Raw genomic sequence first — 26,393 nt, forward strand, 5'->3', positions numbered from 1 at the left:
GTCGAGCCGGTTGCGCGGATGCTTGAACGGCACCTTGATCTCGGCGATCACGCGGCCCGGGTTCGACGACAGCACGAGGATCCGGTCGCACATGAACACGGCTTCCTCGATGTTGTGCGTGACGATCAGCACCGACTTGATCGGCATGCGGCCTTGCGTCCACAGGTCGAGCAGGTCGGTACGCAGCGTCTCGGCGGTCAGCACGTCGAGCGCGGAGAACGGTTCGTCCATCAGCAGGATCGTCGGGTCGACGACGAGCGCGCGCGCAAAGCCCACGCGCTGGCGCATGCCGCCCGACAGCTCGCGCGGGTACGCGTTCTCGAAACCGTCGAGACCGATCAGGTCGATCGCGGCAAGCGCACGCTCGCGCCGCTCGCGCGCGCCGACGCCGAGCGCTTCCAGCCCGGCTTCCACGTTCTGCAGCACGGTGAGCCACGGGAACAGCGCGAAGGTCTGGAACACCATCGCGACGCCTTCGGCCGGGCCGCGCAGCGGCTTGCCGAGATAGGTCACCTCGCCGCCGGTCGGCTCGATCAGCCCGGCGATGATGCGCAGCAGCGTCGACTTGCCCGAGCCGGAACGGCCGAGCAGGCCGACGATCTCGCCTTCGCGCAGCGACAGGTTCGCATCGTCGAGCACGAGCAGTTCGCCCTGCGACTTGTTGAAGCCGCGGTTCACGTGCTCCACGCGCAGGATTTCTTCGCCGAGGCGCGGCGGCTGCAGCGGCTGGGACGTCTTGACGGGGGCGTTGATAACGGTCGAATTTTGCATCGCGCTTACTCTCAATCGAGACGGAGCCGGGATTCCGCATAGGCGTACATCGGACGCCACAGCAGACGGTTGAACAAAGTGACGAACAGGGACATCACGGCGATGCCCAGGATGATCTTCGGAAAATCGCCGGCGGCGGTGGTCTGCGCGATGTACGAGCCCAGGCCGTGCGCGACGACCTTCGTGTCGCCCCACTGCACGAACTCGGACACGATGCTCGCGTTCCACGCACCGCCCGACGCGGTGATCGCACCCGTCACGTAATACGGGAAGATCCCGGGCAGGATCGCCTGCCGCCACCACTGCCAGCCGCGGATGCGGAAATTCTTCGTCGCTTCCTTGTAGTCGTTCGGGTAGGACATCGCGCCGGCGATCACGTTGAACAGGATGTACCACTGCGTGCCGAGCACGATCAACGGCGACAGCCAGATGTCTGCATTCAGGTGGAAGCGGACAATCACGATCACGAACACCGGGAACAGCAGGTTGGCCGGGAACGCCGCGAGGAACTGCGCGAGCGGCTGGATCTTCTCGGCCAGCTTCGGGCGCAGCCCGATCAGCACGCCGAGCGGCACCCAGACCAGCGACGCGATCGCGATCAGCACCAGCACGCGCAACAGCGTGACGAGCCCGAGCCCGAGCACGTGGCCGACCTCGCCCATCGTCACGCCGGTCGCGACGAAGCTGACAACGCGCCACACGACATACACCGTCAGCAGGATCACGAACGCGCCCCACACGATGTCGCCGATGCGCGACGAGCGGCGCGCCGATGCGCCGCGCGCACGCGTACCCTGCCGCGACGGCGCGCGCAGCGGAATCCGCGCGGCCTGCGACAGCAGCCAGCCGGCCGGCACGAGCAGCTGATGGATCAGGTGCGTGCGGCGCATCATGTCGAGCAGCCAGGATTGCGGCGCATCGCCCGACGCGGTGTTCTCCATCCGGAACTTGTCGGCCCAGGCGACGAGCGGGCGGAACAGGAACTGGTCATAGGCGAGGATCACGACCGACATCGCGACGATCACCCAGCCGACCGCCCCGAGGTTCTTGTCCGAGATCGCCTGCGCGAGATACGCGCCGATGCCCGGCAGCGTGATCGTCTGGTTGCCGACGGTGATCGCCTCGGACGCGACGACGAAGAACCAGCCGCCCGACATCGACATCATCATGTTCCAGATCAGGCCCGGCATCGAGAACGGCACCTCGAGCTTCCAGAAGCGTTGCCACGGCGTCAGGTGAAAGCCGCGCGACACTTCGCTCAGGTCGCGCGGCACCGTGCGCAGCGACTGATAGAAGCTGAACGTCATGTTCCAGGCCTGGCTCGTGAAGATCGCGAAGATCGCGGCCAGCTCGGCACCGAGCACGCGGCCCGGAAACAGTGCGAGGAAGAACGTGACGGTAAACGAGATGTAGCCGAGCACCGGCACCGACTGCAGGATGTCGAGGATCGGGATCAGCACCATGCCGGCACGGCGGCTCTTGGCCGCGAGCGTGCCGTAGACGAGCGTGAACGCGAGCGACGCGACCATCGCCGCGAGCATCCGCAGCGTGGTGCGCAACGCGTATTCGGGCAGGTTCCACGGATCGAGCGAGATCTTCTGCGTCTGCAGGGTGCCGATCGGCGCCATCGTCTGATGGAAGCCGACGATCGCCATCGCGAGCAGGCAGATGATCAGCGGAAACGCGATGGCATCCCAGCGGTTGGGGAGCACGCGCCACGCCGAAGCGTTCGCGGTGCGATTCGGATCGAAGAACCTGATATCCATCGGTAGCGTCTTGTGTTGAATTGAAAATCGACGGGACCGGCCACGCGCCGCGCAGCCGGAAGGCGCCCCCCCGGCGCGAATCAGAACAGCCCGTGCAGCGCCCGGTACGGCACGGCCGACAGCGCGATCGACGCGGGCAGCGTCAGCACCCGCGCGAGCATCAGGTTACGCACCGCATCCCGGCGCAGGCCCGAGCCGCTCGACACGAGCACGCCGAACAGGTTCCGGAGGCTCGACCGCACGACGGCGAGGTGTGGAGCGAGCGAGTGCGTATGGATGACGTTCGCGGTGTCGTGGAAATCGTTGACGCTCTCGAAGCCGAGTGCGGCCAGCAGCGCGACGATCAGCAGCAGGAACGGAAGGATCGAGCTTTCCTTGACGGGGCCGAGATCGGCGCCCGGATGGATGCCGACGTAGACGATGCCGCAGGCAACGATCAGAAAAAACAGCGCGAGGCTGACGGCACGCGTGCGGTTGCCGACCGCACCGCTGGTTTCCGTTGCCGCGAGATTCGGCATGAAGGGGCTCCGGAGAGGTGACTCGGAGTGGCAGGCTATCGATCGGCCGTGACGCAAATGTGACGTGTCACTTACAGGACATTGACAGGTCATCTTTCCGGGACAGCGCATCGCCGCGCAAGCCGCGAACACGGGTGATCGACCGCGCAACGCGCGGGAATAAATCCGCCGCTTCGCCGGTATGGCACGCGAAGGCGCCGGTTTATTCCAGGACGATCCGGCCGTCCGGTTTCGTCACACGATTGCGAGGCTCCCATGTCTTCATCGACCCCCACCCGCCCGTCGCGCCGCAAGGCCCTGCAATGCATGGCCTTCGGCGGCCTCGGCACGCTGTTTACGCTGTCGGGCGGCATCCTGACGCCGTTCGACCTCGCGCTCGCGCAGACCGGCGACGCGCGCCCGGCCAACGCGGGCAAGCCGCTGTTCGTGCAGGTCAGCGACACGCACATCGGCTTCAACAAGGACGCGAATCCCGATGTATCGGCCACGCTCAAGCAGACGATCGAACTCGTCAACGGCATGCCCGCGATGCCCGCGCTGGCCATCCACACGGGCGACATCACGCACCTGTCCAAGGCCGAGGAGTTCGACCACGCGTCGCAGCTGCTGTCCGCGCTGCGCGTGCCGGAACTGCATACCGTGCCCGGCGAGCACGACGTCACCGACGGTTCGGGCGCCGAATATTTCAGCCGGTTCGGCAAGGCGTCGGACAACCGCGGCTATTACAGCTTCGATCACGCGGGCGTGCACTTCATCGGCCTCGTCAACGTGATGCACTTCAAGCCGAACGGGCTCGGCAGCTTCGGCGACGACCAGCTCGCGTGGCTCGCGCAGGATCTCAAGGGCCGCTCGTCGAGCACGCCGATCGTCGTGTTCTCGCACATGCCGATGTGGACCATCTACGAGCCGTGGGGCTGGGGCACCGGCGACGCGCCGCAGACGATGGCGCTGCTGCGACGCTTCGGCTCGGTCACCGTGCTGAACGGACACATCCACCAGATCGTGTCGAAGGTCGAAGGCAACGTGACGTTCCACACCGCGCGCTCCACCGCGTTCCCGCAGCCGACGGCCGGCAACGGCCCGGGCCCCGTGCCGCTCACCGTGCCGCGCGACCGGCTGCCGTCGATGCTCGGCGTGACGACCGTCGAATTCGCGGGCCATCCGGTTGCGTCGTCGCTGCACGATGCGACGCTGGCCTGACGCACCGAACCGCAAGGAGACCGACATGACCCGCTTCAAGCACGCCAGCCTCGTCGCGGCGCTGATCCTGTGCGCCACCGCCCCGCTCGCCGCGTTCGCGCAGGGCCCGGGCGGCCCGCTCGTGACGATCCGCAATTTCATGTTTTCGCCGATGTCGACCACGATCAAGGCCGGCACGACGGTCACGTGGAAGAACCTCGACGGGGAGCCGCATACCGTCGTCAACGACGCCGGCATCTTTCACTCGTCGGCGCTCGACCAGGGCGACACGTACTCGTTCCGCTTCGACAAGCCGGGCGTCTACAAGGTGTTCTGCGGGATTCACCCGTACATGAAGGAGACCATCACGGTGGAATGACGCGGCGCACCACGACACGCGCGGACGAATGGCGGGCCGCGGCGCCTACAATGCCCGCATCCCATTCGCCCGCGTGGCCGACGGAGCCGCCCATGCCCAGGATCGACCTCAACGCCGTGCCCGAACGCCGCGGCAGCGGCTATCCGCGGCCGTTCGACGCGCCGTGCGCGCAGCGCATCCGCCAGCGCGTCGGCGACGCCGGCGGGTTGCGCGATTTCGGCGTCAACCTGATGCGCGTGCCGCCGGGCGGCTGGTCGGCGCAGCGCCACTGGCATTCCGACGAAGACGAATTCGTCTACGTGCTCGAAGGCGAACTCGTGATGATCGAGGACGGCGGCGAAACCGTGCTGCGCGCGGGCGACTGCGCGGCGTTTCCGAAGAACTCGGGCAATGGTCATCACCTGGTCAATCGGTCGGACGCGGTTGCCGTGTATCTCGAAGTCGGCTCGCGTTCGCCGGACGACGTGATCACCTGTCCTGACATCGACATGATGAGCCCGAGCCGCGACGGCCGGTTCCTGCACAAGGACGGCACGCCTTACCCGGACGCTTGACGCGGGTCGCGGGTCGCGCGCGGATGCACCGCGAGGCACGCCGCGAGCGCGCCGGACGCCGGCTTCGCGACGCCGGCCACCGCCCCGAAGGCGCCGGAAGCGACCGGCGAAGCAGGCGCGAATCGCCGTTGCGCGGCGCGCGATCTCCGCCGGCCATCGCCTACACTGAATCGAGCCATTCGGTTCCGACCCACCTTCACACGCAGCGAGGCGAGCCATGACCGCGAGCGAACCGGCACGCATGAACCTCCCCGGACAAGTCGTGCTCGTGCTTCAGGGCGGCGGCGCACTGGGCGCGTTCCAGCTCGGCGTCTTTCAGGCGATGGACGAAGCCGGGATCCGGCCCGACTGGGTGGTCGGCACGTCGATCGGTGCGATCAACGCGGCGCTGATCGCCGGGAATCCGCCGGAGCAGCGTTACGACAAACTGTCGGCGTTCTGGCGGCGCGTGACCGAACGAACCCGTTTCGACGTCCCGCCGCTGGTGCCCGGCTGGGACCGGATGCTGGCCGAGATGATGATCATCGGCGGCGGCATCGCGGGATTCTTCCAGCCCAATCCGGCCTCGTGGCTCGGGCCGATGGTGCGCCTCGGTGTCGATCGTGCGTCGTATTACCGGATCGCACCGCTGCGCGACACACTCGCGTCGCTGATCGACCCCGACCTGCTGAACGCGGGCCACCCGCGCCTGACCGTCAGCGCGGTCAATGCGTGCACCGGCACGATGCGCTATTTCGATTCGCGCGATACGCGGCTCGGGATCGAGCACATCATGAGCTCGGGCGCGCTGCCGCCCGCGTTTCCGGCGATACGGATCGACGGCGAGCCTTACTGGGACGGCGGCGTGTATTCGAACACGCCGGTCGAGGTCGTGCTCGACGACAATCCGCGCCGCAGCTCGATCATCTTCTCGGTGCAGATGTGGAATCCGGCGGGCCCGGAGCCCGAGAGCATCTGGCAGGTGTCGGAGCGACAGAAGGACATCCAGTACGCGAGCCGCACCGACAGCCACATCGCGCGCCAGCAGCAGATCCACCGGCTGCGCCACGTGATCCGCGAGTTGGCCCGCCACGTGCCGGAAGCCGAACGCGCGTCGCCGGCCGTGCGCCGGCTCGCCGCGTGGGGATGCGAAACCACGATGCACCTGGTCAAGCTCGCGGCGCCGCGCCTCGCCAGCGACAATCAGCTGAAGGACATCGATTTCACGCCGGCCGGCATCGCGGCCCGCCGGCAGGCCGGTTACGACGCCGCGCGGCGGGCGATCGCCGCACGTCCGTGGGAGCTGCCGACCGATCCGACGGAAGGGCTGACGGTATTCGACCCGGACGCGGCGCCGGGCGCCGGAACGCCGGCATGACGCGCGGCGCCGCCATCACGCGCCGGCAGCATGGCGAAATCACGCGCGATCGGCCTCCGTTCGATCGTCGACGCGGCGGTTATCACACGACGGCACGACGGCACGACGGCTTACGGCAATTCCGCGCGCACGGCCGGCGCGGTACCGGCGACGACCGGACACGATTGCGGCAGCGCCTGCCCGAACAGCACGGCGAGCCCGCAGGCGGACGTGAACATGCCGAGATTGTCGTGCCCGACGCCCGGCACCTCGACGACCTGCTGCGCGAGATCGTCCGGATGCCGCTTCTTCAGGTAGTCGAAATACGCGAGCCCGCGCGCGAGCCGGTACGGGCCTTGCGCCATCGCCGCACACGAACGGTCGATGAAGTGCGTGTAAGGGTTCGTGTCGGCCTGCCCGAGCAGGTACACGACATGACGCGCCGCGTAGCGCGTTTCGAGTGCGCGCACGTCCTGCGACGCGACATAGGGCGGCGCCGACTCCAGCCCGTATTTCCACTCGTTCGCTCGCGGGCAGGTTCCGCCTGCGATCGCCTGGCCGTCCGGCCGTTCGTCGTCGAAATACAGGTAGCTCGACGGGTTCGCGACCACATAACGCACGGCGATGCCGGCCCGTACCAGCGCGTCGCCTTCGTGCCCGGCCACCGCATAGCGCTGCAGCAACTGCGCGCCGGCGGAATGGCCGATCACGACCACGCTCGACAACGCGGGATACAGGCTGCGGTCGGCGAAATGCGCGAGCAATGCGTCGAGCGCGGTGAACGAACTGATCGGCCCCGGCTGACGGGCCGCGTCGCCGCCCTTCCATCCTTCCTGCGTCCAGGCGAGCGTTTGCGCGGGCAACGAAAACGCGCGCGTATCGGCGCGCGTCAGGAACTGCGGTGCGACGACCATCGTGCCCTTGCCGGCCGCACCGGCCTTTTCGACGACCTTGCGCCCCGATGCGTAGTACGCGTCGGCATTGCGAAGCGTGCCGTGAATCACGACGAAGACCCGCGTGACATCGGGCGCGGCCTGGTCGAGCGGACGATCGGCGTAGACGGGCAGCACCGCATTGCCCTGCGGCGTATCGACGGCCACGCGCTGGCCGGCGACGGCCTTGACCGGCGCCTCGAGGCGTTCGCGCTGCGTGAGCGTGGCGGCTTCGGCCGGACGCGCGCCGCCCGGCATGCCGATGGCGGCACAGGCTGCCGCGAGCGACCCGGCGCATGACAGCGTTCGGGCGGCCGGCAGCACGCGCGAGAACCGGAGGTTGGCGAAGGCGAAGGAAATGAGTGACATGGCGACGGATCGAGTGGCGGATATGACTTTAACGGCGAGGATCGCAAAATCCGTCGCCGGTGGCCGGGTAGTCGAACACCGGCACGCGCCGCGAATCGGGCAGCGGGCCGATCTCCGCGACGGGCGCATGGTGTTGAAGATCGTAGCAGAGCGAATCGTCGACGCCCCGCTCTCCGGCGCAGCAGTTGCGACCACCCTCGGCGGTGAACGTGTGCTCGACACCGCGATCCCCGCCTCGGCAATAGGCGCAACGCTACCTGCAGCGCGTCGGCACGGGCACCGCCCGGGGGCGTGTCAGCCCGATGCCGCGGACGAGTCGCGCCGCATCCGCTGCACGATCGCGTCCAGTTCGCCGATATGGTTGGCGACCGCCTGCTTGCCCGCACGTGCCCATCCATCGAACGACGTCATCCCGCTCACCGCGCCGACGAACACCACGCCGGCGCGCTCGGCCGCCTGCGCGTCCACCGCGTGGTCGCCCACGTAGATCGCCGAACGAGCCGGCAAGCCAAGCCGCGCCAACGCCAGCACGAGCCCTTCGGGATCGGGCTTGTGACGCTGCACGTCTTCCCCGCCGATCAGCACGTCGACGAGCGATTGCAACTGGTTCAGCGCAAGGATCGCCTCGATCCGGTAGCGAAACTTCGACGAAACGATCGCGACCGCGAGACCCTGCTCGCGCAGACGCGCGAGCAGGGGCGGCACCTCGGGATAGATGCGCGTGCCGCGCACCATGATCTCGTCGGCCCGCACCACGAAGTGACGCGCGAACGCGTCGGCCCGCGCCGGCTCGGTTTCGCCCGTCAGCGAGCGGAACATCTCGTGCAGCGGCAGCCCGATCACGGCCGCGATCTGCGCCGGCGTCGCGCCGGCGGCATCCAGCTGATGCAACGCGTACTCCGTGCACGCGACGATCGCGGCGGACGAATCCGCCAGCGTCAGATCGAAATCGAAGATGACGGCCCGAACAGACATGAAAGGACTCCGCAAAAAAATCGGTTCGTGCGCGATGGACGAACCGGCATGACGTTGCGATGCACACGCGCGCGTCGATCGATCGGCGCGCCTGGCCGGATGGCTCGCGATCGGCCGCGTCGAACCTGTCCGGGTCGCGCCTCGCCGCTTAGCATCCCACAGGATGCGCAACGTGGTGCGTCGCCCGGGCAGATCCAGCGACGAGGCGCTGCTCGAGTTGCCGAAGCTCGCGACTCCCCGCCCGCGATACGCGTGCTCGATACGCTCGCGCACGTCGATGCGACACCGGGAAGGTACGAGATCATCGACGTGCCCGACTGAGGGCCGGATGGCGCGTGGCGGGACGGCGGCTCCGCTCCGCGTCCTTCGCGGTCGCCTTGCTCTGTCCCCGTAATCGCCCTTCGCTATCAACCCTATTGCCGGCAATGCTTTCAAACATATCGTCAAGTTCCGATATAAGATTCGCCCATCGACGATACCTCGTTACCCGAGCGAAACGCCAAACCTGTCCATGCCGACCGAACTCGACATCGAAGCGATCCTGAAAGCGCTCTCGAACCCCGTGCGCCGGGAAATCCTCGCCTGGCTGAAAACGCCGGACGTGCATTTCCCGAACCAGACGCTGCCGTATGAACACGGCGTCTGCGCGGGCCAGATCGACGCGCGCTGCGGGCTGTCGCAATCGACTGTCTCCGCGCACCTCGCGACGCTGCAGCGCGCGGGGCTCGTGACGTCGACGCGGATCGGCCAGTGGGCGTTTTTCCAGCGCAACGAGGCCGTCATCGACGCATTTCACGACGCATTGCGCCGCGAACTCTAGCCAACGGCCGAACCGGCCATGCGGGCCGCCGCCGCACATGACGCGACGGAGTTCCCGCCCTTAGTGAAGAGGTTATCTGCCATGCCAACGTTGTTCGATCCCGTTACCCTCGGCGACCTGACCCTGCCGAACCGCATCGTGATGGCGCCGCTCACCCGCGCCCGTGCGGGTACGACGCGCGTGCCGAATGCGCTGATGGCGCGCTATTACCGCGAGCGCGCATCGGCCGGCCTGATCATTACCGAAGCGACGTCGGTCACGCCGCAGGGCGTCGGTTATGCCGACACGCCCGGCATCTGGTCCGACGAACAGGTCGAAGGCTGGAAGCAGGTGACGCAGGCCGTGCACGCGGCCGGCGGGCGCATCGTGCTGCAGCTCTGGCACGTCGGCCGGATCTCCGACCCGGTATTCCTGAACGGCGACCTGCCGGTCGCACCGAGCCCAATCGCCGCGGGTGGCCACGTGAGCCTCGTGCGTCCGCAGCGTCCGTACGTGACGCCGCGCGCACTCGAACTCGACGAGATCCCTGGCATCGTCGCCGCGTACCGCAAGGGTGCCGAGAACGCGAAGGCCGCCGGCTTCGACGGCGTCGAGATCCACGGCGCGAACGGCTACCTGCTCGACCAGTTCCTGCAGGACAGCACCAACCACCGCACCGATGCGTACGGCGGCCCGATCGAGAACCGCGCGCGCCTGCTGCTCGAAGTGGTCGACGCCGCGATCGACGTGTGGGGCGCCGGCCGCGTCGGCGTGCACCTCGCACCGCGCGGTGACGCGCACACGATGGGTGATTCCGATCCGGCGGCCACGTTCGGCTATGTCGCGCGCGAACTCGGCCGCCGCAAGATCGCGTTCATCTTCACGCGCGAATCGTATTCGGGCGACCACCTGAGCCCGCGCCTGAAGGAAGCGTTCGGCGGCCCGCTGATCGCCAACGAGCAGTTCACGCTCGACACCGCGCAAGCCGCGCTCGCCAGCGGCAACGCCGACGCAATCGCATGGGGCAAGCTGTTCATCGCGAACCCGGACCTGCCGCGCCGCCTCGAACTCGGCGCACCGCTCAACCAGCCGGTGCCGGAGACGTTCTACGCGGAAGGCGAAACGGGTTATACCGATTACCCGGCGCTGAGCGACGCGGCCTGATTGCGCGACAGCGCACGCGCGATGAACGGAGAGGCCCCGTCCGTCCGTTCGTCGCGCACACCATCCCCAGGGCGGGCACGTCACGTGTCCGCCCCTCCCGTTCACCGCCTGCCTTCCACGTCGGACGCTTCCGCGAACAGCGCCAGACCGGCCAGACTCGCGACGCTGCATCCCAGCACATACCACGCAGGCGCGTAAAAGCTGCCGGTCGCGCGCCACATCGCGCCGACGATCAGTTGCGCGAATCCGCCGAAAATCGTCACGCCGAGCGCATAGATCATCCCGAGCGACATCGCCCGCACCTCGGGCCGAAACGCATCGAGGATCATCACGAAGCCCGCAGGACTCGACAGCGTCATCAAGCCGATCAGCACGATCACGACCGCAACCGCGGTGCCCGCCGACGGCCACATCTTCATCGCGTAAAACGCCGGCAGCACGAGCACGGCCGACGCGACGCACGTCACGCCCACCAGCCGCTTGCGACGACGCACGCGATCCGCGAGCCGCCCCGCGAACGGCGAACCGAGCAGCAGCACTGCACCTGCCGCGCAGCCCGACAGCAGCGACACCGATGCCGGCATGCCGACGGTCAGCGTCAGGAACGACGGCAGGAAAAACACGATCGTATAGGTGGTCGACGTGCCGCCGATCACGAGCAGCGTGCCGGCCGCGACCTGCCGCCACGGAATGCGCGCACGCTCGCGCGGTGCGCCGGCCGCTGCGTGCGGCAGCGTATCGTCCAGATGGCGCCGCAGGTAAAAGCCGACCGGGCCGATCAGCAGACCGAGCACGAACGGGACGCGCCACCCCCACGCGTGCAGCGCGTCGGGCGGTAGTGCGCGCGACAGCGTCAGCGCGACGAACGCGCCGACGAGCGTCGCACCGCCCTGGCTCGCCATCTGCCAGCTCACCCGCTCGCCGCGCCGGCCGGTGTCACCCGACTCCATCAGCAGGGTCGTCGCGGCCCCCACTTCGCCACCCGCCGAAAAGCCCTGCAGCAGACGCCCGATGACGATCAGCAGCGGCGCGGCGATGCCGATCTGCGCATAGGTCGGCGCGAAGCCGATGATCCCGGTGCCAAGCGCCATCAATGCGACCGTCAGCACGAGCGCGGGCTTGCGGCCGGCCCGGTCCGCATAGGCGCCGATCGCGACGCTGCCGAGCGGCCGTGCGACGAACCCGACACCGAACGTCGCGAGCGACAGCATCAGCGCGCCCACATCGCTCGACGCGGGAAAGAACAGCTTGCCGATCAATGCGGCGAAGAAACTGTAGACGGTGAAGTCGAAGAATTCGAGCCCGTTGCCGAGTGCGGCCGCAACGACCGTGCGGCGCGTTACGCGCGGCCCGGATTCGACCGGCGCAGCGGCCGTGCGATTCAGGGTATGCATCGAAAATTCCCGTTCAGAAGTTGTGATACATGCCGAGCGACAGTGTCACGGGTGTCGTCCCGGTGCGCGGTGTCGTTCCGCCCGGTTCGGTCGGCAGCGGATTGCCGTTCAGCAACACCGTCGAGATGCCATAGTTGCGGATGAACCCCGCACGCGCATAGAGGCCCGTGCGTTTCGACAGCAGGTAGTCGTAGCCCAGCATCGCACCGAGTGCCGAATCCCTGGCCGGCTGGCCGGCCGCGTCGCGCACACCCGACGTATCGCGATAGACAACCGACGCGCGAATCGCATTGACGCCGAACGGCACGATCGCGCCGAGCGTGTAGACGCGCGCGATGCCGTCGCCGGCCAGCTTCGGCGCGTACTGGTTGAACGATGCGGACAGCACGATCCGCCCGGTGTCATAGACGGCGCCGAGCCCGTACAGGTCGTTGCGCACGGTGCTCGCCCCGTTGACGCCCCACACCTGGTTGTAGCTCGCGGCCAGATAGGTCGTGCCGTTGTACCACTGCAGCAGCGCGCCTTGCGCGGACGCCACGGGTGCCCGCCCGGCCACGTTGCTCGGCGCAAACATCAGCATCAGCGACGTGGTGCCCGCGACGATCGGCGTACGGTACGTGATGGCGTTGTCGACGCGCGCCGGCAATTGCGTCGCCCCCGGCCCGAGGTCCGAGTTGTAGCCGACGCCGCGGCTCGTCTGCACGGCTGCCGCGCCCAGCCACGTATAGACCGAGTTCGTGCCCACCGTGCCGAACACGTCGATGAACAGCGGCAGCGCCGTGCCGATCTGCTTGCCGAGACGCAACCGGCCGTAGCTGTCCGACGACAGGCCGACCCACGATTGCCTGTTGTACGTCGATTGCGCATCCTGCTGCGCGCCGCTGTTCGCGAGAAAACCGCTTTCGAGATTGAACTCGGCGCGCCAGCCGCCACCGAGGTTCTCGCGGCCGAAGAAGCCGAATTTGGAGGTCCACTCGCCGCCGCTCTGCGTCTGCCATAGCGAACGGCCACCGACCGTCTGGTAGTTGATCCCCATGTCGAGCGAACCATACAGCGCGACTCCCTCCGTCATCCTGCCGTTGTACTCGGGCACCGCCGCCAGCAATACGTCCTGATAGGGCACGGCGCGCGCGTTTCCGGCGCCGAACGCGAGACAGGCCGCGCCTAGTGCAAATCGCTTTTTCATTCGTCATCCTCATCGTCAAGTCAACCCAGATCCGGCCAGCGCGTCTCCTTTGCGCCTTCGTCAGTCCATCTTCAGGAAGCGTTCGGCAATCCCGGCGAAATAAGCTGCCCCCCAGCTCAGCGCGCTGTCGTTGAAGTCGTAATGCGGGTTGTGCACCGAACATCCGCCCCGGGAATCGACGCCATTGCCGACCAGCACGTAGCAACACGGTGCGCATTCGGTCATCCACGAGAAATCCTCGCTGCCCATCACGCCATCGGGCAACAGCGTGAGCGCGCCTTCGCCGGCCAGCGCCGCGATCGTCTCCACCGCGAGATCCGACGCCGCACGGTCGTTGTCCACGACACGCGAGATCGACCGGTATTCGATCTGCGCGGTCATCCCGAACGCCTGCGCCTGCGCGTCGACGATGCGGTGGATCCGCGCCTCGATTTCGTCGCGCGTAGCCGCGTCGAGCGCGCGCACGGACAACTGCAACGTCGCCGTTTCCGGGATCACGTTCGGGGCAGTGCCCGCATGGAACGTGCCGACGGTCACGACGGCCGGCTTCAGCGGATCGACGTTGCGGGAGACGATCGATTGCAGCGCGGTCACGATTTGCGCGCCCGCGACGATCGGGTCGCTCGCGAGCTGCGGCATCGCACCATGCCCGCCTTTGCCCGTCACGGTGATCGTCACCGAATCGGACGACGCCATCATCGGCCCGTAGCGCAACGCGAAATGGCCGACCGGCACGCCCGGCGCGTTGTGCAGCGCATACACGCGTTCGCACGGGAAACGTTCGAACAGGCCGTCGTCGATCATCCGCTTTGCGCCACCGAGCCCTTCCTCGGCCGGCTGGAAGATCACGTTGAGCGTGCCGTCGAAACGGCCCTGTTCGGCAAGATAGTGGGCGGCGGCGAGCAAGATCGCCGTGTGGCCGTCGTGACCGCATGCGTGCATCGTGCGCGCAACCGTGCTCGCATACGGCAGCCCCGTCGCCTCCTCGATCGGCAGCGCATCCATGTCGGCGCGCAGGCCGAGCGTGCGCACCGACGCGCCGCGCCGCAACTGGCCGACGACGCCGGTGCCTCCCACCCCCGTCGTCACGTCGTAGCCCCATGTGGCCAGTTGCTCGGCGACGAGCTGCGCGGTGCGGGTCTCGGCGAAACCGAGTTCGGGATGGGCGTGGATGTCGCGGCGGATCGCAACGAATCGGGACTCCGACTCGCGAATCGCCGCGAGTACGTGAGCAAGGTTCTGCGTCATGGATGGCTCCGTGGAATCGGCCGCCTCGCGACCGTCCCGGCCAAGCATAAAGACGCGTTTCGGGTCAAAAAACTCACGAATTTTGATGCGGATAACTTTTGGTAATATCTTCCGCATCATGAAAATCCATCAATTGCGCGCACTCGTCGCGGTCACGACGGCCGGCAGCATCAAGGCGGCGGCCAGGGCCCTGCACGTCACGCAGCCGGCCATCAGCAAGGCGATCCAGGAACTGGAAAACGAGTTCGGCGTGACGCTCCTCGAGCGCAAACCGTGGGGCGTGGTGCCGACGCCGGAAGGCGACGCACTGCTCGGGCGCGCCCAGGCCGTCGTGCGCGAGCTCGAACGGGCGAGCGAGGACATGGCGCACATGAAGGGGCTGCGTGACGGGCGGCTCGTGATCGGCTTCACGCCGATCGTCGCGGTGACGGGCTTTGCGGAAGCCTACGCCGCCTTCCGCCGCCACTGGCCGAACGTCGAATGCGAACTTCGGGAACTGACGTTCAACCTGCTCACGGAACAGTTGCGCAATCGCACGCTCGATCTCGCCTTCGTCGCCGTCACGGGCCCCATTGCCGAGTCGGTCGACATCAGGGCGATCCGCACGTTCGACACCGCGTTCGTCACCCGCGAGAACGGGCGCTTCGCGGGCGCAACATCGCTCGAGGCGCTGCGCGACGCGGAATGGATCCACGCCGACGCCAGCGACAACTTCCCCACCTATATCCGCGACCTGCATGAACACGCGGGCCTGCCCCCGCCGCGCTGTATCACGCGCTGCACGTCGTATGCGCTGTTCTACAGCCTGCTCATGACCAACGATGCGATTTTCTCGTGGACCCGGCTGTCGCTCGCGGAAACCGTGTTCGGCCAGAAGCTGACGCCGCTGCCATTGCCGATGTCGCCGCCACCGCTTCAGTTGTACCGGCTCACGCCGCCCGGCCTGCAACTGACGCGGCCCGCGTCCGATTTTCTGGCGCACGTGGAGGCCGCGTTCGCGTCGCTGCCGGTGACCGGAAGCCGGGCATTGCGCTGACACCCGGTCGCGCTGCCCGCACCGCAATTCGCCGCGACTGCGTCAGCCCGGGACGCGCATCCGCATGAACACGCGCTGCGTCTCATCGAGCCCGAGCGCGACGTGGTGCGCGCGGATCGCTCGCAGCGTGTCGTCGAGCGTGGCATCGTCGACGATGCTGAAACCCAGGCGCGCGTAATACGGCGCATTCCACGGCGCATCGCGAAACGTCGACAGCACGACCTCCGCGAGGCCTTCCTGCGCGGCGCGCGCGCTCACCTGTTCGATCAGGCGCGCGCCGATCCGCTGTCCGGCATGCGACGGCGCGACATCCAGTTCTTCCAGATAGAGCCGCCGCGCATCCAGCAACCGGTAGAACGCGAACCCGACGCACGCCCCTTGCATATCGACCGCTACATACGCGCGGCCGCCATCGATGCGCGCGAGCACGGCAGCCGTATCGGTCGGCTCGGCTTCGGCGATGTCGGTCATGCCAATCTCGCGAAACCGCTGCGCGGCGGCGACTTCCACGGCGGCCATTGCGGCCGCGTCTTCCCGCGTGGCGGGGCGAATCAGGATCGATGCGGTCATTGCGGCAATTCAGGCAGGCAGTCTGGAACGGCCGTCACTATAATCGAAACTTCATACGTTTCGAACGTCCCACCCACGAGGCCCGTCATGACGTTGTCCGCACTCGCCGTCTTCGCCTTCGCCCTGCTCGTCACCGCCGGCACGCCCGGCCCGAGCGTCGCCGCGCTCGTCGCGCGCGTGCTGACGAACGGCGTGCGAGACGTGCTGCCGTTCCTCGCGGCGATGTGGCTCGGCGAAGCGCTGTGGCTCACGCTCGCGGTCGCGGGGCTGTCCGCGTTCGCGCGCACGTTCGAGACGGGCCTGATCGTGCTGAAGCTGCTCGGCGTCGCATACCTGCTGTTCCTTGCCTGGAAGATGTGGACCGCCCCGACCGGGACGGGCGCGGACGACCTGCCCCACGGCCAGTCGCCGTGGCGCATGTTCGTCGCGGGCATGCTGGTCACGCTCGGCAATCCGAAGATCATGCTGTTCTATCTCGCGCTGCTGCCGACCCTCGTCGATCTGACGCACGTCGGCGTTCTCGCGTGGGCCGAACTCGTCGGCACGATGCTCGCGGTGCTGATCCTCACCGACTGCTTCTGGTCGCTGCTCGCGGCGCGCGCGCGGGCTTTTCTCACTTCGGCGCGCGCGAAACGGATCGCGAACCGCACGAGCGCGACCGCAATGGCCGGCGCGGCAGTGGCAATCGCGACGCGGTAGCCCGCCGGTCCCGCACCACACCGCCCCTGCCTCCCGCCATGTCGCAACTCGGGAAGATTCCTGCCGCTCTCGCCGCGCAATCGATTTCCGGTCGCGAGATCGTGCTTCCGCTCGACGCCGCGCTCGAATGCATCGATTATTGCGTGCGTCATCGCATTCCGATCTACGGATGGGAAGGCTGGGTCCTGACCGCCGACGGGCGGGTCGGACACGGCAATGCACCGCAGGGCACCGTGTGTCTAGCGGACTGGCCGCTGGCGGATGCTGCCGCGTTCTGCCGCAGCACGATGACGTCCGACGCGCAGGCGTGGCACGACGAATACCACGCAACGACCGACCGGCTGCATTTCTGCATCACGATCGGTGACGCACACTGATCTTCATACCTGTGCAATCGCACGCTGGCGCCCGACCGGCGATCCGCAACGGCAGTCTGCTCAGTGTCCCGGAGGGATGCACCATGAAAGCCTGGCTATCGGCTGCCCTGCTCTGCCTGTCCGCCACGCTCGCGCACGCGGCCGGCGTCAAGTTCGTCAGCATCCCGGCCGACGCGGCCGGCCCCGAGCTGCGCGCGGCCATCTGGACGCCCTGCGCGACACCCGCGCAATCGCTCACGATCGGCCCGTTCCTGCTGAAAGGGCAACGCGACTGCCCGACCGTCGGCGACAAGCTGCCGCTCGTCGTGATCTCGCACGGCCACGCCGGCACGTACTTCGGCCATCACGACCTCGCCGAAACGCTCGCCGACGCGGGCTTCGTCGTCGCGGCGATCAATCATCCCGGCGACACGCATGCCGACATGAGCCACGCGGCCGACCTGCGGGAATTTGCCGAGCGGCCGGCGGACATCAAGCGCCTGATCGACTACATGCTGGCCAACGCGCCCGACGCCGCGCATGTCGATCCCGCGCGGATCGGCTTCTTCGGCTTCTCGCGCGGCGGTTATACGGGCCTCGTGCTGGCCGGCGCGAATCCGGATTTCGTGCACGCACGGGTGGCCGCCCGGACCCGACCTGGCTGATCTGCAAGCAGATCCGCGACCACGACCTGCCGCGCCAGCCGCTGACGCACGATCCGAGGATCAAGGCCTACGTGCTCGCCGACCCGCTCGACGAATTCCCGACCGCCGAAACGCTGAAGGACGTGCACGCGCCGATCCAGCTTTGGGCGTCCGAAGCGGGCGGCGACGGCGTGGAGCCGGAAACGATCTCCGTGCTGGCCGGCCTGCTGCCGCAACGGCCGGAATTCCACGTCGTGCCGAATTCCGCGCACTTCGCGTTTCTCGCGCCGTGCCCCGAACAACTGGCGCACGACTCGCCTGAAATCTGCACCGATGCGAAGGGGTTCGACCGCGCGGCATTCCACGCGATGCTCGATGCCAAGGCACTCGCATTCTTCACCGCCCATCTTCGCTAACAGCGAAACGCCTTGCGCCACGCACCCGGCACCGGCGCGTGGTCGTTGCACGCGATCAGCGCGCGCACCAGCGCCCAATCGTCGTCATCGCAGAAATCGAGCAGCATCGCGCCGCACGGGCCGCGCTGCTCGCGCAGCCGTGCGGCCAGCCGCGCATGAATGCCCTGCACCCTGCCGTCGCCGTGGGCAACGACCGACGGATTCGCGCCCATGCCGGTCCCGCTGCAGAAGTTGATCGCCCAGCGGCCACTGTCCGGCGACGGCAGGTCCGTCAGCAGCGCATCGATCGCACGCCACTTCCAGCCGATCGACGCCGCCACCGGCACGCGATATTCGTCCTGGATCACGAACGCGCCGTCGGGATGATCGATCGTGAACGTCGCGTTGTCGGGCCACGCGGTCAGGTCGATGCCGAGCGGCCGGCTGCTGCGAAAGCGCCGCAGCAGCACGATCGCGCCGCGCACGCCGCCGAGCGCGGGCAGCGTGCCGCCGGCATGCCAGCGCAGCCGCGGATGCCGCGCGCGATGCGCATCGAACGTCGCGTCGAAACTGCGTGTGCACGCGTGCGCCGGCCATTCGTCCTTCACCGACATCACGATGCATTCGCGCGGATGTTCGTCGAGAAAACGCATGCAATCGGCCAGCACGTCGTCGAACGTCATGCCGAGCGCGATGCCGCCGTGATGGATGTCGAACGCGTCGCGCACGTGCCGGCAGCGGATGTCGAGCAGCCGCACGCCGTGCGCGAGTTGCGCATCGAGCGGCGCGCGTTGCGTGCGCACGAGCGCATCGTCGACCGTATACGCACAGGTGTCATGGCTGCCCGGTAGGGTCAGCGTATGCAGCGGCCGCGCGTCGTCGAGCGCCGACATCCAGTCGGCAGGCGGCGTGCACGTATCGTGGCTCGAAGGAATCATGAATCGATGAATGACAAGGAAAGAAAACCGTGGGTGACGGCGTCGGATGTCGCGGCGCGCGCCGGCGTCTCGCGCTCCGCGGTGTCGCGTGCATTCTCGCCGACGGCGAGCATCGCACCGCAAACGCGTGAGCGCGTGATGGCCGCCGCGCGCGCGCTCGGCTACCAGGTCAACCTGATCGCGCGCGACATGATCACGCAGCGCAGCAGCATGATCGGTGTCGTGACGGCCGGGTTCGAGAATCCGTTTCGCGCGCGGCTGCTGTCGGACCTGATGGCCGCGCTCGGGCAGCGCGCGCTCACGCCGCTCGTGACCAATGCGGAAGACCCGCGCCAGGTCCGGCAATCGCTCGAACAGTTGCTCAGCTACCGGATCGCGGGCCTCGTGATGACGTCCGCGTCGCCGCCGCTGTCGGTCGCGCAGCAGTATCTCGAACACCGGATCCCGGTCGTGATGATCAACCGCGACGCGAACCTGCCGGGCGCGGATATCGTCGTCAGCGACAACGCGGCCGGCGCCGCGCATGCCGCGCGAATGCTCGCGCAGGCAGGCGCGCGCCGGGTCGCGTTCGTCGGGCCGCGCAACGCGAGCTACAGTGCGAACGCGCGTGCCGCTGCGTTCGTCGAAGCGCTTCGTCGTCACGGCGATACCGATGGCGCTGCAAACGTACGGATTCAGGACACGCCGTCCGACACATACGCATGCGGTGTCGAAGCGGCACGGCATCTGCTGTCCGGCGACACCGTTCCGGACGGCGTGTTCTGCTCGTCCGACCTGCTCGCATTGGGCTTGATCGACACCGCGCGCCAGCAGTTCGGGCTGCGCGTGCCGGACGACTTGCGCGTCATCGGCTTCGACGACATTCCTGCCGCCGCATTCGACGGCTATGCGCTGACGACGCTCCGTCAGGATACGCAAGGCCTCGCGAACGCGGCCGTCGACATGCTCGCCGAGCGGATGCAGGCGTTCGCCGGCGCATCGCGCACGCGGGTCGTGCCGGTGACCTGCGTCGTTCGTCACAGCTGTGCCGGCCGTCCGGCGTAGCGACGTGCGATGCGCACGCGTGCGCCAACGGGTTGCATGACAGGCACGAGCGCGCAGCGGTGCCTGCCGCGCGGCGCACCGCCGCCCTGCATCGGCGTCACTTCAACCCGCCCGCGAACCCGCGCAGCAGGTAGCGCTGCACATAGCCGGCCACGGCCAGCGTGGGCAGCGACGCCATCAGCCCCGCGCTCATCAGGTCACCCCAGTCGATCCCGTTCTCCGTCACGTAGCCGGCAATCGCGAGCGGCAGCGTGAAGCGGCTCGGCGTCGACACGAACAGCAGCGCGATCAGGAACTCGTTCCAAGCGGCGATGAACACGAAGATCGCGGTCGCGATCAGGCCCGGCGCGCACAGCGGCAGCACGATCTGCACGAGCCGTCGAGCCAGCCCCGCGCCGTCGATGCAGGCCGCTTCCTCGTATTCGATCGGCACGTCGCGCACGAACGCGAGCAGCATCCAGATCGCCATCGGCAGCGCATAGATCTGATATGCGAGCATCAGGCCGGGCGTCGAATCGAGCAGGTGCAGCCGTTTCGCGAGCGCGAACAGCGGCACCGCGATCGTGATCGGCGGCATCAGCTTCAACGCAAGCACGAGCATCAGGAACAGCAGGTCGAGCCGCGCCGGAAACCGCAGCCGCACGAGCGCGTACGCGGCCGGAAACGCGAGCGCCAGCGCGAGCAGCGTCGTGCCGAAGCCGACCAGCAGCGAATTGAAGAGCGGCGCGCCGATGCCGTTGGACCATACCGATGCGAAATGCGCGAAGGTCGGCGCGGCCGGCCAGATCCGCAGCGGATGATCGAGACGTTCGAGCGTCGGCATGAAGGCCGCGCCGGCCATCCACAGGCACGGCAGCAGCAACAGCGCGAGCGCGGTGATGCGCAACGCCCACGGCAGCGCGCGACCGAATGCGGCGCCCGTTCGCGCGCGCGAAATGCCTGCGGATTGCGCCGTCATGCGCGCCGCTTGCGAACCGTCTGCCATACGTACCCCGAGACCAGCAGCGCGGACGCCGCGAGCATCAGCACCGACGCGGCGCTCGCCGGCCCGACGTTGAAGAAGCGGAAGCCCGTGTCGTAGATATAGGTCGACAGCGTCTGCGTCGCGTTGCCGGGGCCGCCGCCCGTCAGCGCATAGACCTTGTCGAACAGCTTGAACGTGTCGATCGAGCGCAGCAGCAGCGCGAGGCCGATCTGCGGCGCCGCGAGCGGCAGCGTGATGTCGCGCAGGCACTGCCACTCGCTCGCGCCGTCGGTGCGCGCGGCTTCGTACAGTTCCTGCGGGATCGACTGCAACCCGGCCAGCACGATCAGGAAGGCCATCGGCGTCCACTGCCACACGTCGACGAGCGCGAGCGACCATAACGCGAGATGCGGATCGGACAGCCAGCGCACGCCTTCGACGCCGAACGCCGCGAGGAGCGCGTTCAGGAAGCCGTCGAAGTTGAGCCAGTTGCGCCAGATCGCCGAGCACACGAGCGTGGACAGCATCATCGGCAGGATCGCGAGCGGTAGCGCGATGCGCCGCCCCGGAAACGCGCGCACGAACAGCAGCGCAAGGCCGAAACCCAGTGCGACTTCGGCGAGCGACGCGACGATCGTGAAGCGCAGCGTGTTGCCGAAGCCGGCCGTGAACGCGTCGTCGCCGAGCACCGCGCGATAGTTCGCGAGCCCCGCGAACGCGCGGCGGCCGGCCGAGTAGTCGACGTGGCAGAACGAATCGATCAGCACCTGCGCGACCGGATACAGCGCGAGCGCGGCAAGCACCAGCAGCGCCGGCCCGAGCAGTGCGACGAACGGCAGGCTGCGGCCGAAGGACTTCATGCGCTACCTCCGGCTGCCGAGTTGACGCGCGCCGTCACTTGCCGGCCGCGGCCGTCGCCTGCGCGATCTTCTGCTGCGCCTGGCGCAGCGCGGCGTCGGGCGCGGCCTGCCCCGTCAGCGCGAGCTGCAGCTGGTCGCCGAGAATGCTCTCGACCTGCTGCCAGTCCTTCACGCGCGGCCGCGCACGGCCGGCCTCGAGCGCCTTCAGCTGATCCGGATACCAGCGATACTGGCGCACCAGCGCCGGATCGTTGAACACGCTGCGGCGGGTCGGCGGAATGCCGATGCCGGCGAGGCGCGTCTGCGTGTCGCGGTTGGTCAGGTATGCGAGGAAGTCCTGCGCGAGCTTCGCGTGCGGCGCGTCCTTCGGAATGCCCATCTGCCAGATGCCGAGCATCGGCGCCGGGCCGGCAGTCTGCCCGGGCGGCGGCTGCAGCGCAATCTGCCCGACCACGCGCGACTGCTTCGGATCGTCGAGCGCCGGCACCCACGCCGGCCACACTTCGATCGACTGCGCGGCCGTGCCGCGCTGCAGCGCGTCGCGCACTTCCGCCGCGCCGTAGACGTCGACGTCCTTCGGCGCGGACGCCTTCAGCGCGAGGAAGGTCTTCAGCGCGGCCTGCGCTTCGCGCGAATCGATCGTCACGTTGCCGGCACGGTCGAACACGTCGCCGCCGTAGGCCCACAGGATCGGCAGGAAGCCTGTGACGACGGGATTGCCCTTGGTCCCGCGGAACACGACACCCGACACGCTCTTGTCCGCGCCGCCGACGGTCTGCGCGATCTTCAGCACGTCGTCCCAGTTGCGCGGCGGCTGCAGCTTGTATTTCGCGAGCAGGTCCTTGCGGTACGCGAACATCTCGACGTTGCCGACGATCGGCAGCGCATACAGCGCACCGGCCGCGTTGCGGCCGAGCGCGACGGCGGACGGCACGAGGTCGGCGTCGGCCAGCGATGCCGGCAGCGGCTTCAGCCAGCCGTTGCCGATGAATTCGGGCGCCCACGTGTCGTCCATCATCACGAGGTCGTACGCGCCGGTGCCTTCGCGCATCGACAGCTTGAGCTTCTGGTACAGGTTCGCGTTCGGCAGCTTGAGCAGCTCGATCTCGGTGCCCGGGTGCAGCTTGTTGAAGCCGGCGACGGCGTCGGCCAGCCCCTTGCCGTAGATGTCGTCGCGGCCCGCGATGACGAGATCCGCCGCGAAGGCGTGCGAGGCGGCAAGGGACAGCGCAACGGCGGCGGACAGCGCGCGCAGGCGGCTCAGCAAGGTCATGAGGTCTCTCTCGTTCGGCGTGGTGGCGGGACGGCCAGGCGTTGCACACGTGTGCAACGCGGGCGACGCTTCTGGCCGCCTGAAGCGAACGCCATTGTTCACGCCGATCGTTACGAATTTATGGCACGCGGCGGGAACGGCCGCCGCCGTGCCCGGCTGCCCCGCCCCGCCTGCCGCTCCGTGCCTCCGCTCCGGTCAGAAATTCACGCGGATCCCGGCCATCACCGCCAGTTGCCGGCTCGAGTTGCTGTTCGCGAGCACCGGAATCTGCGCGTAGTTCACCGCGTTCCCGCTCGCGTCGGTGCCGAGCCCCGTGCCGCTCGCGATCTGGCCGATCGCGACCGCGTACAGCGCCGTGCGCTTCGACAGGCTGTAGTTCGTGCCGACATTCACCTGATGAAAACGCGTCGTGCCGCGCCCGTCGGTATGGGCCGCGTTGAAGATGTACGCGATGCCGCCCTGCAGCGCCGGCGTGAACAGGTACGTGGCGTTCAGTTCGCCGATGTCGAACGTGAACGCCTGCGTGCGCGGCTGCGCGGTGGTCGAGAAGTAGCGGCTGTCACCGAGGCGCGTATGCGTGTAGGTGAGCGCGATCGTCGCCGCGCCGAACGTGACCGACCCGCCCGCACCGAACGCGCGCATCGAGCCGGCATCCTGCAGCAGGCAGTACATCGCGCCCGGGTTGCTGCACGCGAAATCGCCGATATAGCCGCTCGCGCCGCCGAGCGCCGCGTCGAGCGGCTGGTGCAGGTCGAGGTAGCCGACCGAGAACGCCACCGGCGCGCGCGTGTACGTCGCGGCCACCGCATAGCCGCGCTTCGCGGAGAAATCGCCGGCCTGCCCGCCGAAGCTGAACGTGCCGCCGAACGTGAAGCCGTTGAAATCGGCGCTGGTGAACTTCACCGCGTTGTTGAAGTTGAATGCGGCGTTCAGGTTGTCGACGTCGCCGAGGTGCGAGCCGTACGGTGTCGCCCAGTTGTTGCTCGATACGTACGCGCCGAGCATGTCCGTGTACGAGTCGTATTGGCGGCCGAGGCCGAGCGTGCCGATCCCGTCCTGGCGCAGCCCGACCCACGCCTGCCGGCTGAACGCCGTGCCGCCCTGCAGCGCCTGCCCGTTCGCGGACAGGAACTGCTGCTCGAGCGTGAACACCGCGTCGAGCCCGCCGCCGAGCGGCTCGGCCCCCTGGAAACCGAAGCGCGACGGCACGAGGTTGCCGCCGCCCATCTGCCACGCATGGCCGCCGCCCGTGCTGCCGTCGGCGCGCGTGAACTGCTGGTTCGTCGAGTAGATGATGCCGGTGTCCACGGTGCCATACAGCGTCACGCTGCCGGAGGTCTGCGCGTGTGCGTGCATGCACCCGAGCGTGGCCGCGGCCGCGGCCAGTCGTCTTCCGATTCTCATGTCCCGCCCCTCTGTTGTCATCGATACGCAGTGCAGATCGATGGGGTTGTCGATATGGGTGACAGGACTCTATCCAGCGAAAATTCAGGACCTCTATCGCAAATCGGCAAACCGTGGCGCGCATGGCCCGCGACGTTGCCCGGCGGCGCCGTCGCGGTGCGCGTGCGTCATTCGGGACGCGTCGTCTGGGAAGGCAGCTCGCCGAACAGGTCACGATACTCGCGCGCGAAATAACCGAGGTGCGTGAACCCCCAGCTCGCGGCGGCCTCGCCGACGCCGAGCTGCTGCACGGATGTCGTGCGCAGCATGCGGCGCACCGCGTTCAGCCGGATCGTGCGCAGATAGCCGACCGGCGTGACGTCGGCCACGCGTTGAAAGCTCGTCTGCAGCGTGCGGCGGCTGCAGCGCAGCGCGCGGCACAGTTCGAGCACGGTGACGGGTTCCTCGGGGCGGTCGCGAAGATGCTTCTCGCAACGGCTCACGATGTCGCTGTAGGTGGCGTGCGTGATGTCGCGGCGCTCGACGCCGATGCCCTGCTCGAGCGCGTCGAGGAACATGCCGAGCATCGCGTCGCGGAACATCTTGCGGGTGGCCGCGTATTCGAGGTGGCCGGGGTTGCGCTGCGCATCGTCGATCAACGACGACAGCCGCACGCCGAGCGCGACGCCCTGCTCGTCGGACAGCCGTGTCACGTGGCGCAGCTTGCGCGCGCCGGATGCACCGAATTCGGCTTCGCACAGCTCGTCGACCATGTCGGACGCCGCGCTGATCCCGACGAGCCCCATCCCTTCCGGCGTGTGGAATTCGAAATCCTCGCCGGCACGCAGCGCGAGCAGCGCATAGCCGTCGACGGGCTGGCCCTGGAACGTGCCCGCGAGCGGCACCGACAGCGGCACCGCGAGCGACGTGCGCCCGGCCGGCGCGAGCCCGGTTTGCGCGACGCGCCGGTTGGTCGTCTCGCGGAAGAAGTGGAAATCGTCGTACAGCACCTGCGTCACGGTGCCCTTGAAGCGGCCCGGCGTCATCTGGCGGTAGACCTGATGCCAGCCCGCGATCGCGAGCCCGTGATCGTGCACGTCTTCGTGTGAGCGTGACTGGAACAGCATCGGCATCTCCGGTAAAACCCCTAAACGCGGCCGCCGGGTTCCCCCGGCGCGCAACGCCACAGCTTACCCGTGCAAAATCCTGCGTAGTGCGGTTTCGAACGCAAGACAGGCCGCCGACAGCGCGGCGGCCTGCTCGCCCGTCAGGCGGACGTAGCGGCGGAACGACGGCATCCGGTTCACGACCTCGCTGCCGCCGAACGGCACGATCGCGAGCGTCCAGCGGCCGTCGCGCGCGTCGATCGCGCAGTCGGCCAGGTGCAGCGGCCGCAGCGCGTCGGCCAGCGACGGCTCGGCGACCAGCGCGGCCACCGTGTCGACGAATCCGGGGTCGCATCCCGGCGCGGCCACCGCGTCGATGCCCGTGCGGCGCAGCCAGCCGGTCTGCGTCACCCGCGCGCGGCCCTGCTCGGCCGGGCCGCATGCGGTTACCGCCACCTTCACGCTGACCGTGTGCATCAGGAACTGGCGATCGACACGCTCGTCGATGCCCACGCGCACGCCGTTCGGCAACCGGGCCGTCAGACCGCCGCCCCC

At 68.1% G+C, this 26,393-nt stretch carries 26 protein-coding genes and 1 pseudogene; 11 read left to right on the forward strand and 16 right to left on the reverse strand.

Translation table 11 applies throughout. The features are described 5' to 3' along the window. The 3 genes from ABY44_RS22905 to ABY44_RS22915 all read right to left on the reverse strand — a co-directional run. Positions 1-771, reverse strand: a 771-nt coding sequence (locus tag ABY44_RS22905; protein ID WP_431642262.1) for an ABC transporter ATP-binding protein, incomplete at its 3' end; no start/stop codon positions are given. A gap of 11 nt (positions 772-782) precedes the next feature. After that, positions 783-2,537 carry an ABC transporter permease gene (locus ABY44_RS22910; RefSeq protein ID WP_060173249.1) on the reverse strand — a complete coding sequence of 585 codons (1,755 nt, stop codon included), beginning with the start codon at positions 2,535-2,537 and terminating at the stop codon, positions 783-785. A gap of 80 nt (positions 2,538-2,617) precedes the next feature. Next, positions 2,618-3,055 (reverse strand): hypothetical protein, encoded by a 438-nt coding sequence (locus ABY44_RS22915; RefSeq protein ID WP_060173250.1) that lies wholly within the window; start codon positions 3,053-3,055, stop codon positions 2,618-2,620. A gap of 255 nt (positions 3,056-3,310) precedes the next feature. On the opposite strand from ABY44_RS22915, the gene ABY44_RS22920 reads away from it, so the two are divergent. The 4 genes from ABY44_RS22920 to ABY44_RS22935 all read left to right on the forward strand — a co-directional run bounded on the left by ABY44_RS22920 (position 3,311) and on the right by ABY44_RS22935 (position 6,524). Further along, positions 3,311-4,255 (forward strand): metallophosphoesterase family protein, encoded by a 945-nt coding sequence (locus tag ABY44_RS22920; protein WP_060173251.1) that lies wholly within the window; start codon positions 3,311-3,313, stop codon positions 4,253-4,255. A 25-nt stretch (positions 4,256-4,280) separates the two neighbouring features. Then, on the forward strand, positions 4,281-4,613 hold the full coding sequence (locus tag ABY44_RS22925) for a cupredoxin domain-containing protein (protein ID WP_027789437.1): 333 nt from the start codon (positions 4,281-4,283) through the stop codon (positions 4,611-4,613). 92 nt (positions 4,614-4,705) lie between these two features. After that, positions 4,706-5,167, forward strand: coding sequence for a cupin domain-containing protein (locus tag ABY44_RS22930; RefSeq protein ID WP_060173252.1), 462 nt, complete (start codon positions 4,706-4,708; stop codon positions 5,165-5,167). Positions 5,168-5,384: 217 nt separating this feature from the next. After that, positions 5,385-6,524 carry a patatin-like phospholipase family protein gene (locus tag ABY44_RS22935; protein WP_059698740.1) on the forward strand — a complete coding sequence of 380 codons (1,140 nt, stop codon included), beginning with the start codon at positions 5,385-5,387 and terminating at the stop codon, positions 6,522-6,524. Between the two features lie 110 nt (positions 6,525-6,634). Here the strand turns inward: ABY44_RS22935 and ABY44_RS22940 are convergent, their stop codons facing one another. Both ABY44_RS22940 and ABY44_RS22945 read right to left on the reverse strand, forming a co-directional pair. Further along, positions 6,635-7,804 (reverse strand): alpha/beta fold hydrolase, encoded by a 1,170-nt coding sequence (locus tag ABY44_RS22940; protein WP_060173253.1) that lies wholly within the window; start codon positions 7,802-7,804, stop codon positions 6,635-6,637. 294 nt (positions 7,805-8,098) lie between these two features. Continuing rightward, entirely contained in the window at positions 8,099-8,779 is a 681-nt protein-coding gene (locus ABY44_RS22945; RefSeq protein ID WP_060173254.1) for an HAD family hydrolase, read from the reverse strand. Positions 8,780-9,290: 511 nt separating this feature from the next. Between ABY44_RS22945 and ABY44_RS22950 the strand changes: the two genes are divergently transcribed. Together ABY44_RS22950 and ABY44_RS22955 are read left to right on the forward strand one after the other, a co-directional pair. Continuing rightward, positions 9,291-9,599, forward strand: coding sequence for an ArsR/SmtB family transcription factor (locus ABY44_RS22950; protein WP_027789442.1), 309 nt, complete (start codon positions 9,291-9,293; stop codon positions 9,597-9,599). Between the two features lie 81 nt (positions 9,600-9,680). After that, complete coding sequence (locus ABY44_RS22955; protein WP_027789443.1) at positions 9,681-10,742, forward strand: alkene reductase; 1,062 nt, start codon at positions 9,681-9,683, stop codon at positions 10,740-10,742. 101 nt (positions 10,743-10,843) lie between these two features. Here the strand turns inward: ABY44_RS22955 and ABY44_RS22960 are convergent, their stop codons facing one another. From ABY44_RS22960 to ABY44_RS22970, 3 genes are read right to left on the reverse strand one after another with little or no spacing between them, the layout of a single operon-like run. Beyond that, positions 10,844-12,136: an MFS transporter gene (locus tag ABY44_RS22960; RefSeq protein WP_060086323.1), complete on the reverse strand. Its 1,293-nt coding sequence runs from the start codon at positions 12,134-12,136 to the stop codon at positions 10,844-10,846. 13 nt (positions 12,137-12,149) lie between these two features. After that, on the reverse strand, positions 12,150-13,322 hold the full coding sequence (locus tag ABY44_RS22965; protein WP_027789445.1) for a porin: 1,173 nt from the start codon (positions 13,320-13,322) through the stop codon (positions 12,150-12,152). A gap of 60 nt (positions 13,323-13,382) precedes the next feature. Next, positions 13,383-14,570, reverse strand: a complete 1,188-nt coding sequence (locus tag ABY44_RS22970) for a M20 aminoacylase family protein (RefSeq protein ID WP_060173256.1) — start codon at positions 14,568-14,570, stop codon at positions 13,383-13,385. Positions 14,571-14,688: 118 nt separating this feature from the next. Between ABY44_RS22970 and ABY44_RS22975 the strand changes: the two genes are divergently transcribed. Next, positions 14,689-15,606, forward strand: coding sequence for a LysR family transcriptional regulator (locus ABY44_RS22975; RefSeq protein WP_027789447.1), 918 nt, complete (start codon positions 14,689-14,691; stop codon positions 15,604-15,606). A 42-nt stretch (positions 15,607-15,648) separates the two neighbouring features. Here the strand turns inward: ABY44_RS22975 and ABY44_RS22980 are convergent, their stop codons facing one another. Next, positions 15,649-16,176 carry a GNAT family N-acetyltransferase gene (locus ABY44_RS22980; RefSeq protein WP_060173257.1) on the reverse strand — a complete coding sequence of 176 codons (528 nt, stop codon included), beginning with the start codon at positions 16,174-16,176 and terminating at the stop codon, positions 15,649-15,651. A gap of 87 nt (positions 16,177-16,263) precedes the next feature. Here ABY44_RS22980 and ABY44_RS22985 point away from each other — a divergent pair, with 87 nt between their 5' ends. The 3 genes and pseudogenes from ABY44_RS22985 (at position 16,264) to ABY44_RS22995 (ending at position 18,291) form a co-directional block, all read left to right on the forward strand. Continuing rightward, positions 16,264-16,875 carry a LysE family translocator gene (locus ABY44_RS22985; RefSeq protein ID WP_060173258.1) on the forward strand — a complete coding sequence of 204 codons (612 nt, stop codon included), beginning with the start codon at positions 16,264-16,266 and terminating at the stop codon, positions 16,873-16,875. 38 nt (positions 16,876-16,913) lie between these two features. Beyond that, entirely contained in the window at positions 16,914-17,252 is a 339-nt protein-coding gene (locus tag ABY44_RS22990) for a hypothetical protein (protein WP_059698728.1), read from the forward strand. A gap of 83 nt (positions 17,253-17,335) precedes the next feature. Beyond that, positions 17,336-18,291: pseudogene (locus ABY44_RS22995) on the forward strand (alpha/beta hydrolase family protein). On the opposite strand, the gene ABY44_RS23000 reads toward ABY44_RS22995, so the two are convergent. Continuing rightward, positions 18,288-19,208, reverse strand: coding sequence for a phosphatidylinositol-specific phospholipase C (locus tag ABY44_RS23000; RefSeq protein ID WP_155637944.1), 921 nt, complete (start codon positions 19,206-19,208; stop codon positions 18,288-18,290). The pseudogene ABY44_RS22995 and the gene ABY44_RS23000 sit on opposite strands and share 4 nt — an antisense overlap. 6 nt (positions 19,209-19,214) lie before the next feature. On the opposite strand from ABY44_RS23000, the gene ABY44_RS23005 reads away from it, so the two are divergent. Beyond that, the gene (locus ABY44_RS23005) at positions 19,215-20,252 is read left to right on the forward strand and encodes a LacI family DNA-binding transcriptional regulator (RefSeq protein ID WP_060173259.1); all 1,038 of its coding nucleotides are present in this window, start codon (positions 19,215-19,217) and stop codon (positions 20,250-20,252) included. Positions 20,253-20,349: 97 nt separating this feature from the next. Here the strand turns inward: ABY44_RS23005 and ABY44_RS23010 are convergent, their stop codons facing one another. From ABY44_RS23010 to ABY44_RS23035, 6 genes are all read right to left on the reverse strand, one after another. Next, the gene (locus ABY44_RS23010; protein WP_060173352.1) at positions 20,350-21,210 is read right to left on the reverse strand and encodes a carbohydrate ABC transporter permease; all 861 of its coding nucleotides are present in this window, start codon (positions 21,208-21,210) and stop codon (positions 20,350-20,352) included. Further along, a complete protein-coding gene (locus ABY44_RS23015; RefSeq protein ID WP_048022009.1) occupies positions 21,207-22,076 on the reverse strand; it encodes a carbohydrate ABC transporter permease in 870 nt (289 codons plus the stop codon). The genes ABY44_RS23010 and ABY44_RS23015 overlap by 4 nt, the downstream gene beginning before the upstream one ends. A 34-nt stretch (positions 22,077-22,110) precedes the next feature. Next, a complete protein-coding gene (locus tag ABY44_RS23020; protein WP_048022011.1) occupies positions 22,111-23,349 on the reverse strand; it encodes an ABC transporter substrate-binding protein in 1,239 nt (412 codons plus the stop codon). A 195-nt stretch (positions 23,350-23,544) separates the two neighbouring features. Then, positions 23,545-24,753 carry a porin gene (locus ABY44_RS23025; protein ID WP_060173260.1) on the reverse strand — a complete coding sequence of 403 codons (1,209 nt, stop codon included), beginning with the start codon at positions 24,751-24,753 and terminating at the stop codon, positions 23,545-23,547. Positions 24,754-24,920: 167 nt separating this feature from the next. Further along, on the reverse strand, positions 24,921-25,859 hold the full coding sequence (locus tag ABY44_RS23030; protein WP_021163645.1) for a helix-turn-helix domain-containing protein: 939 nt from the start codon (positions 25,857-25,859) through the stop codon (positions 24,921-24,923). A gap of 63 nt (positions 25,860-25,922) precedes the next feature. Next, on the reverse strand, positions 25,923-26,393 hold a 471-nt coding region (locus tag ABY44_RS23035; protein ID WP_431642285.1), incomplete at its 5' end, for a DUF3156 family protein.

This window comes from Burkholderia sp. ZZQ-2 (assembly GCF_050768715.1).
Classification (GTDB): Bacteria; Pseudomonadota; Gammaproteobacteria; order Burkholderiales; family Burkholderiaceae; genus Burkholderia; species Burkholderia cepacia.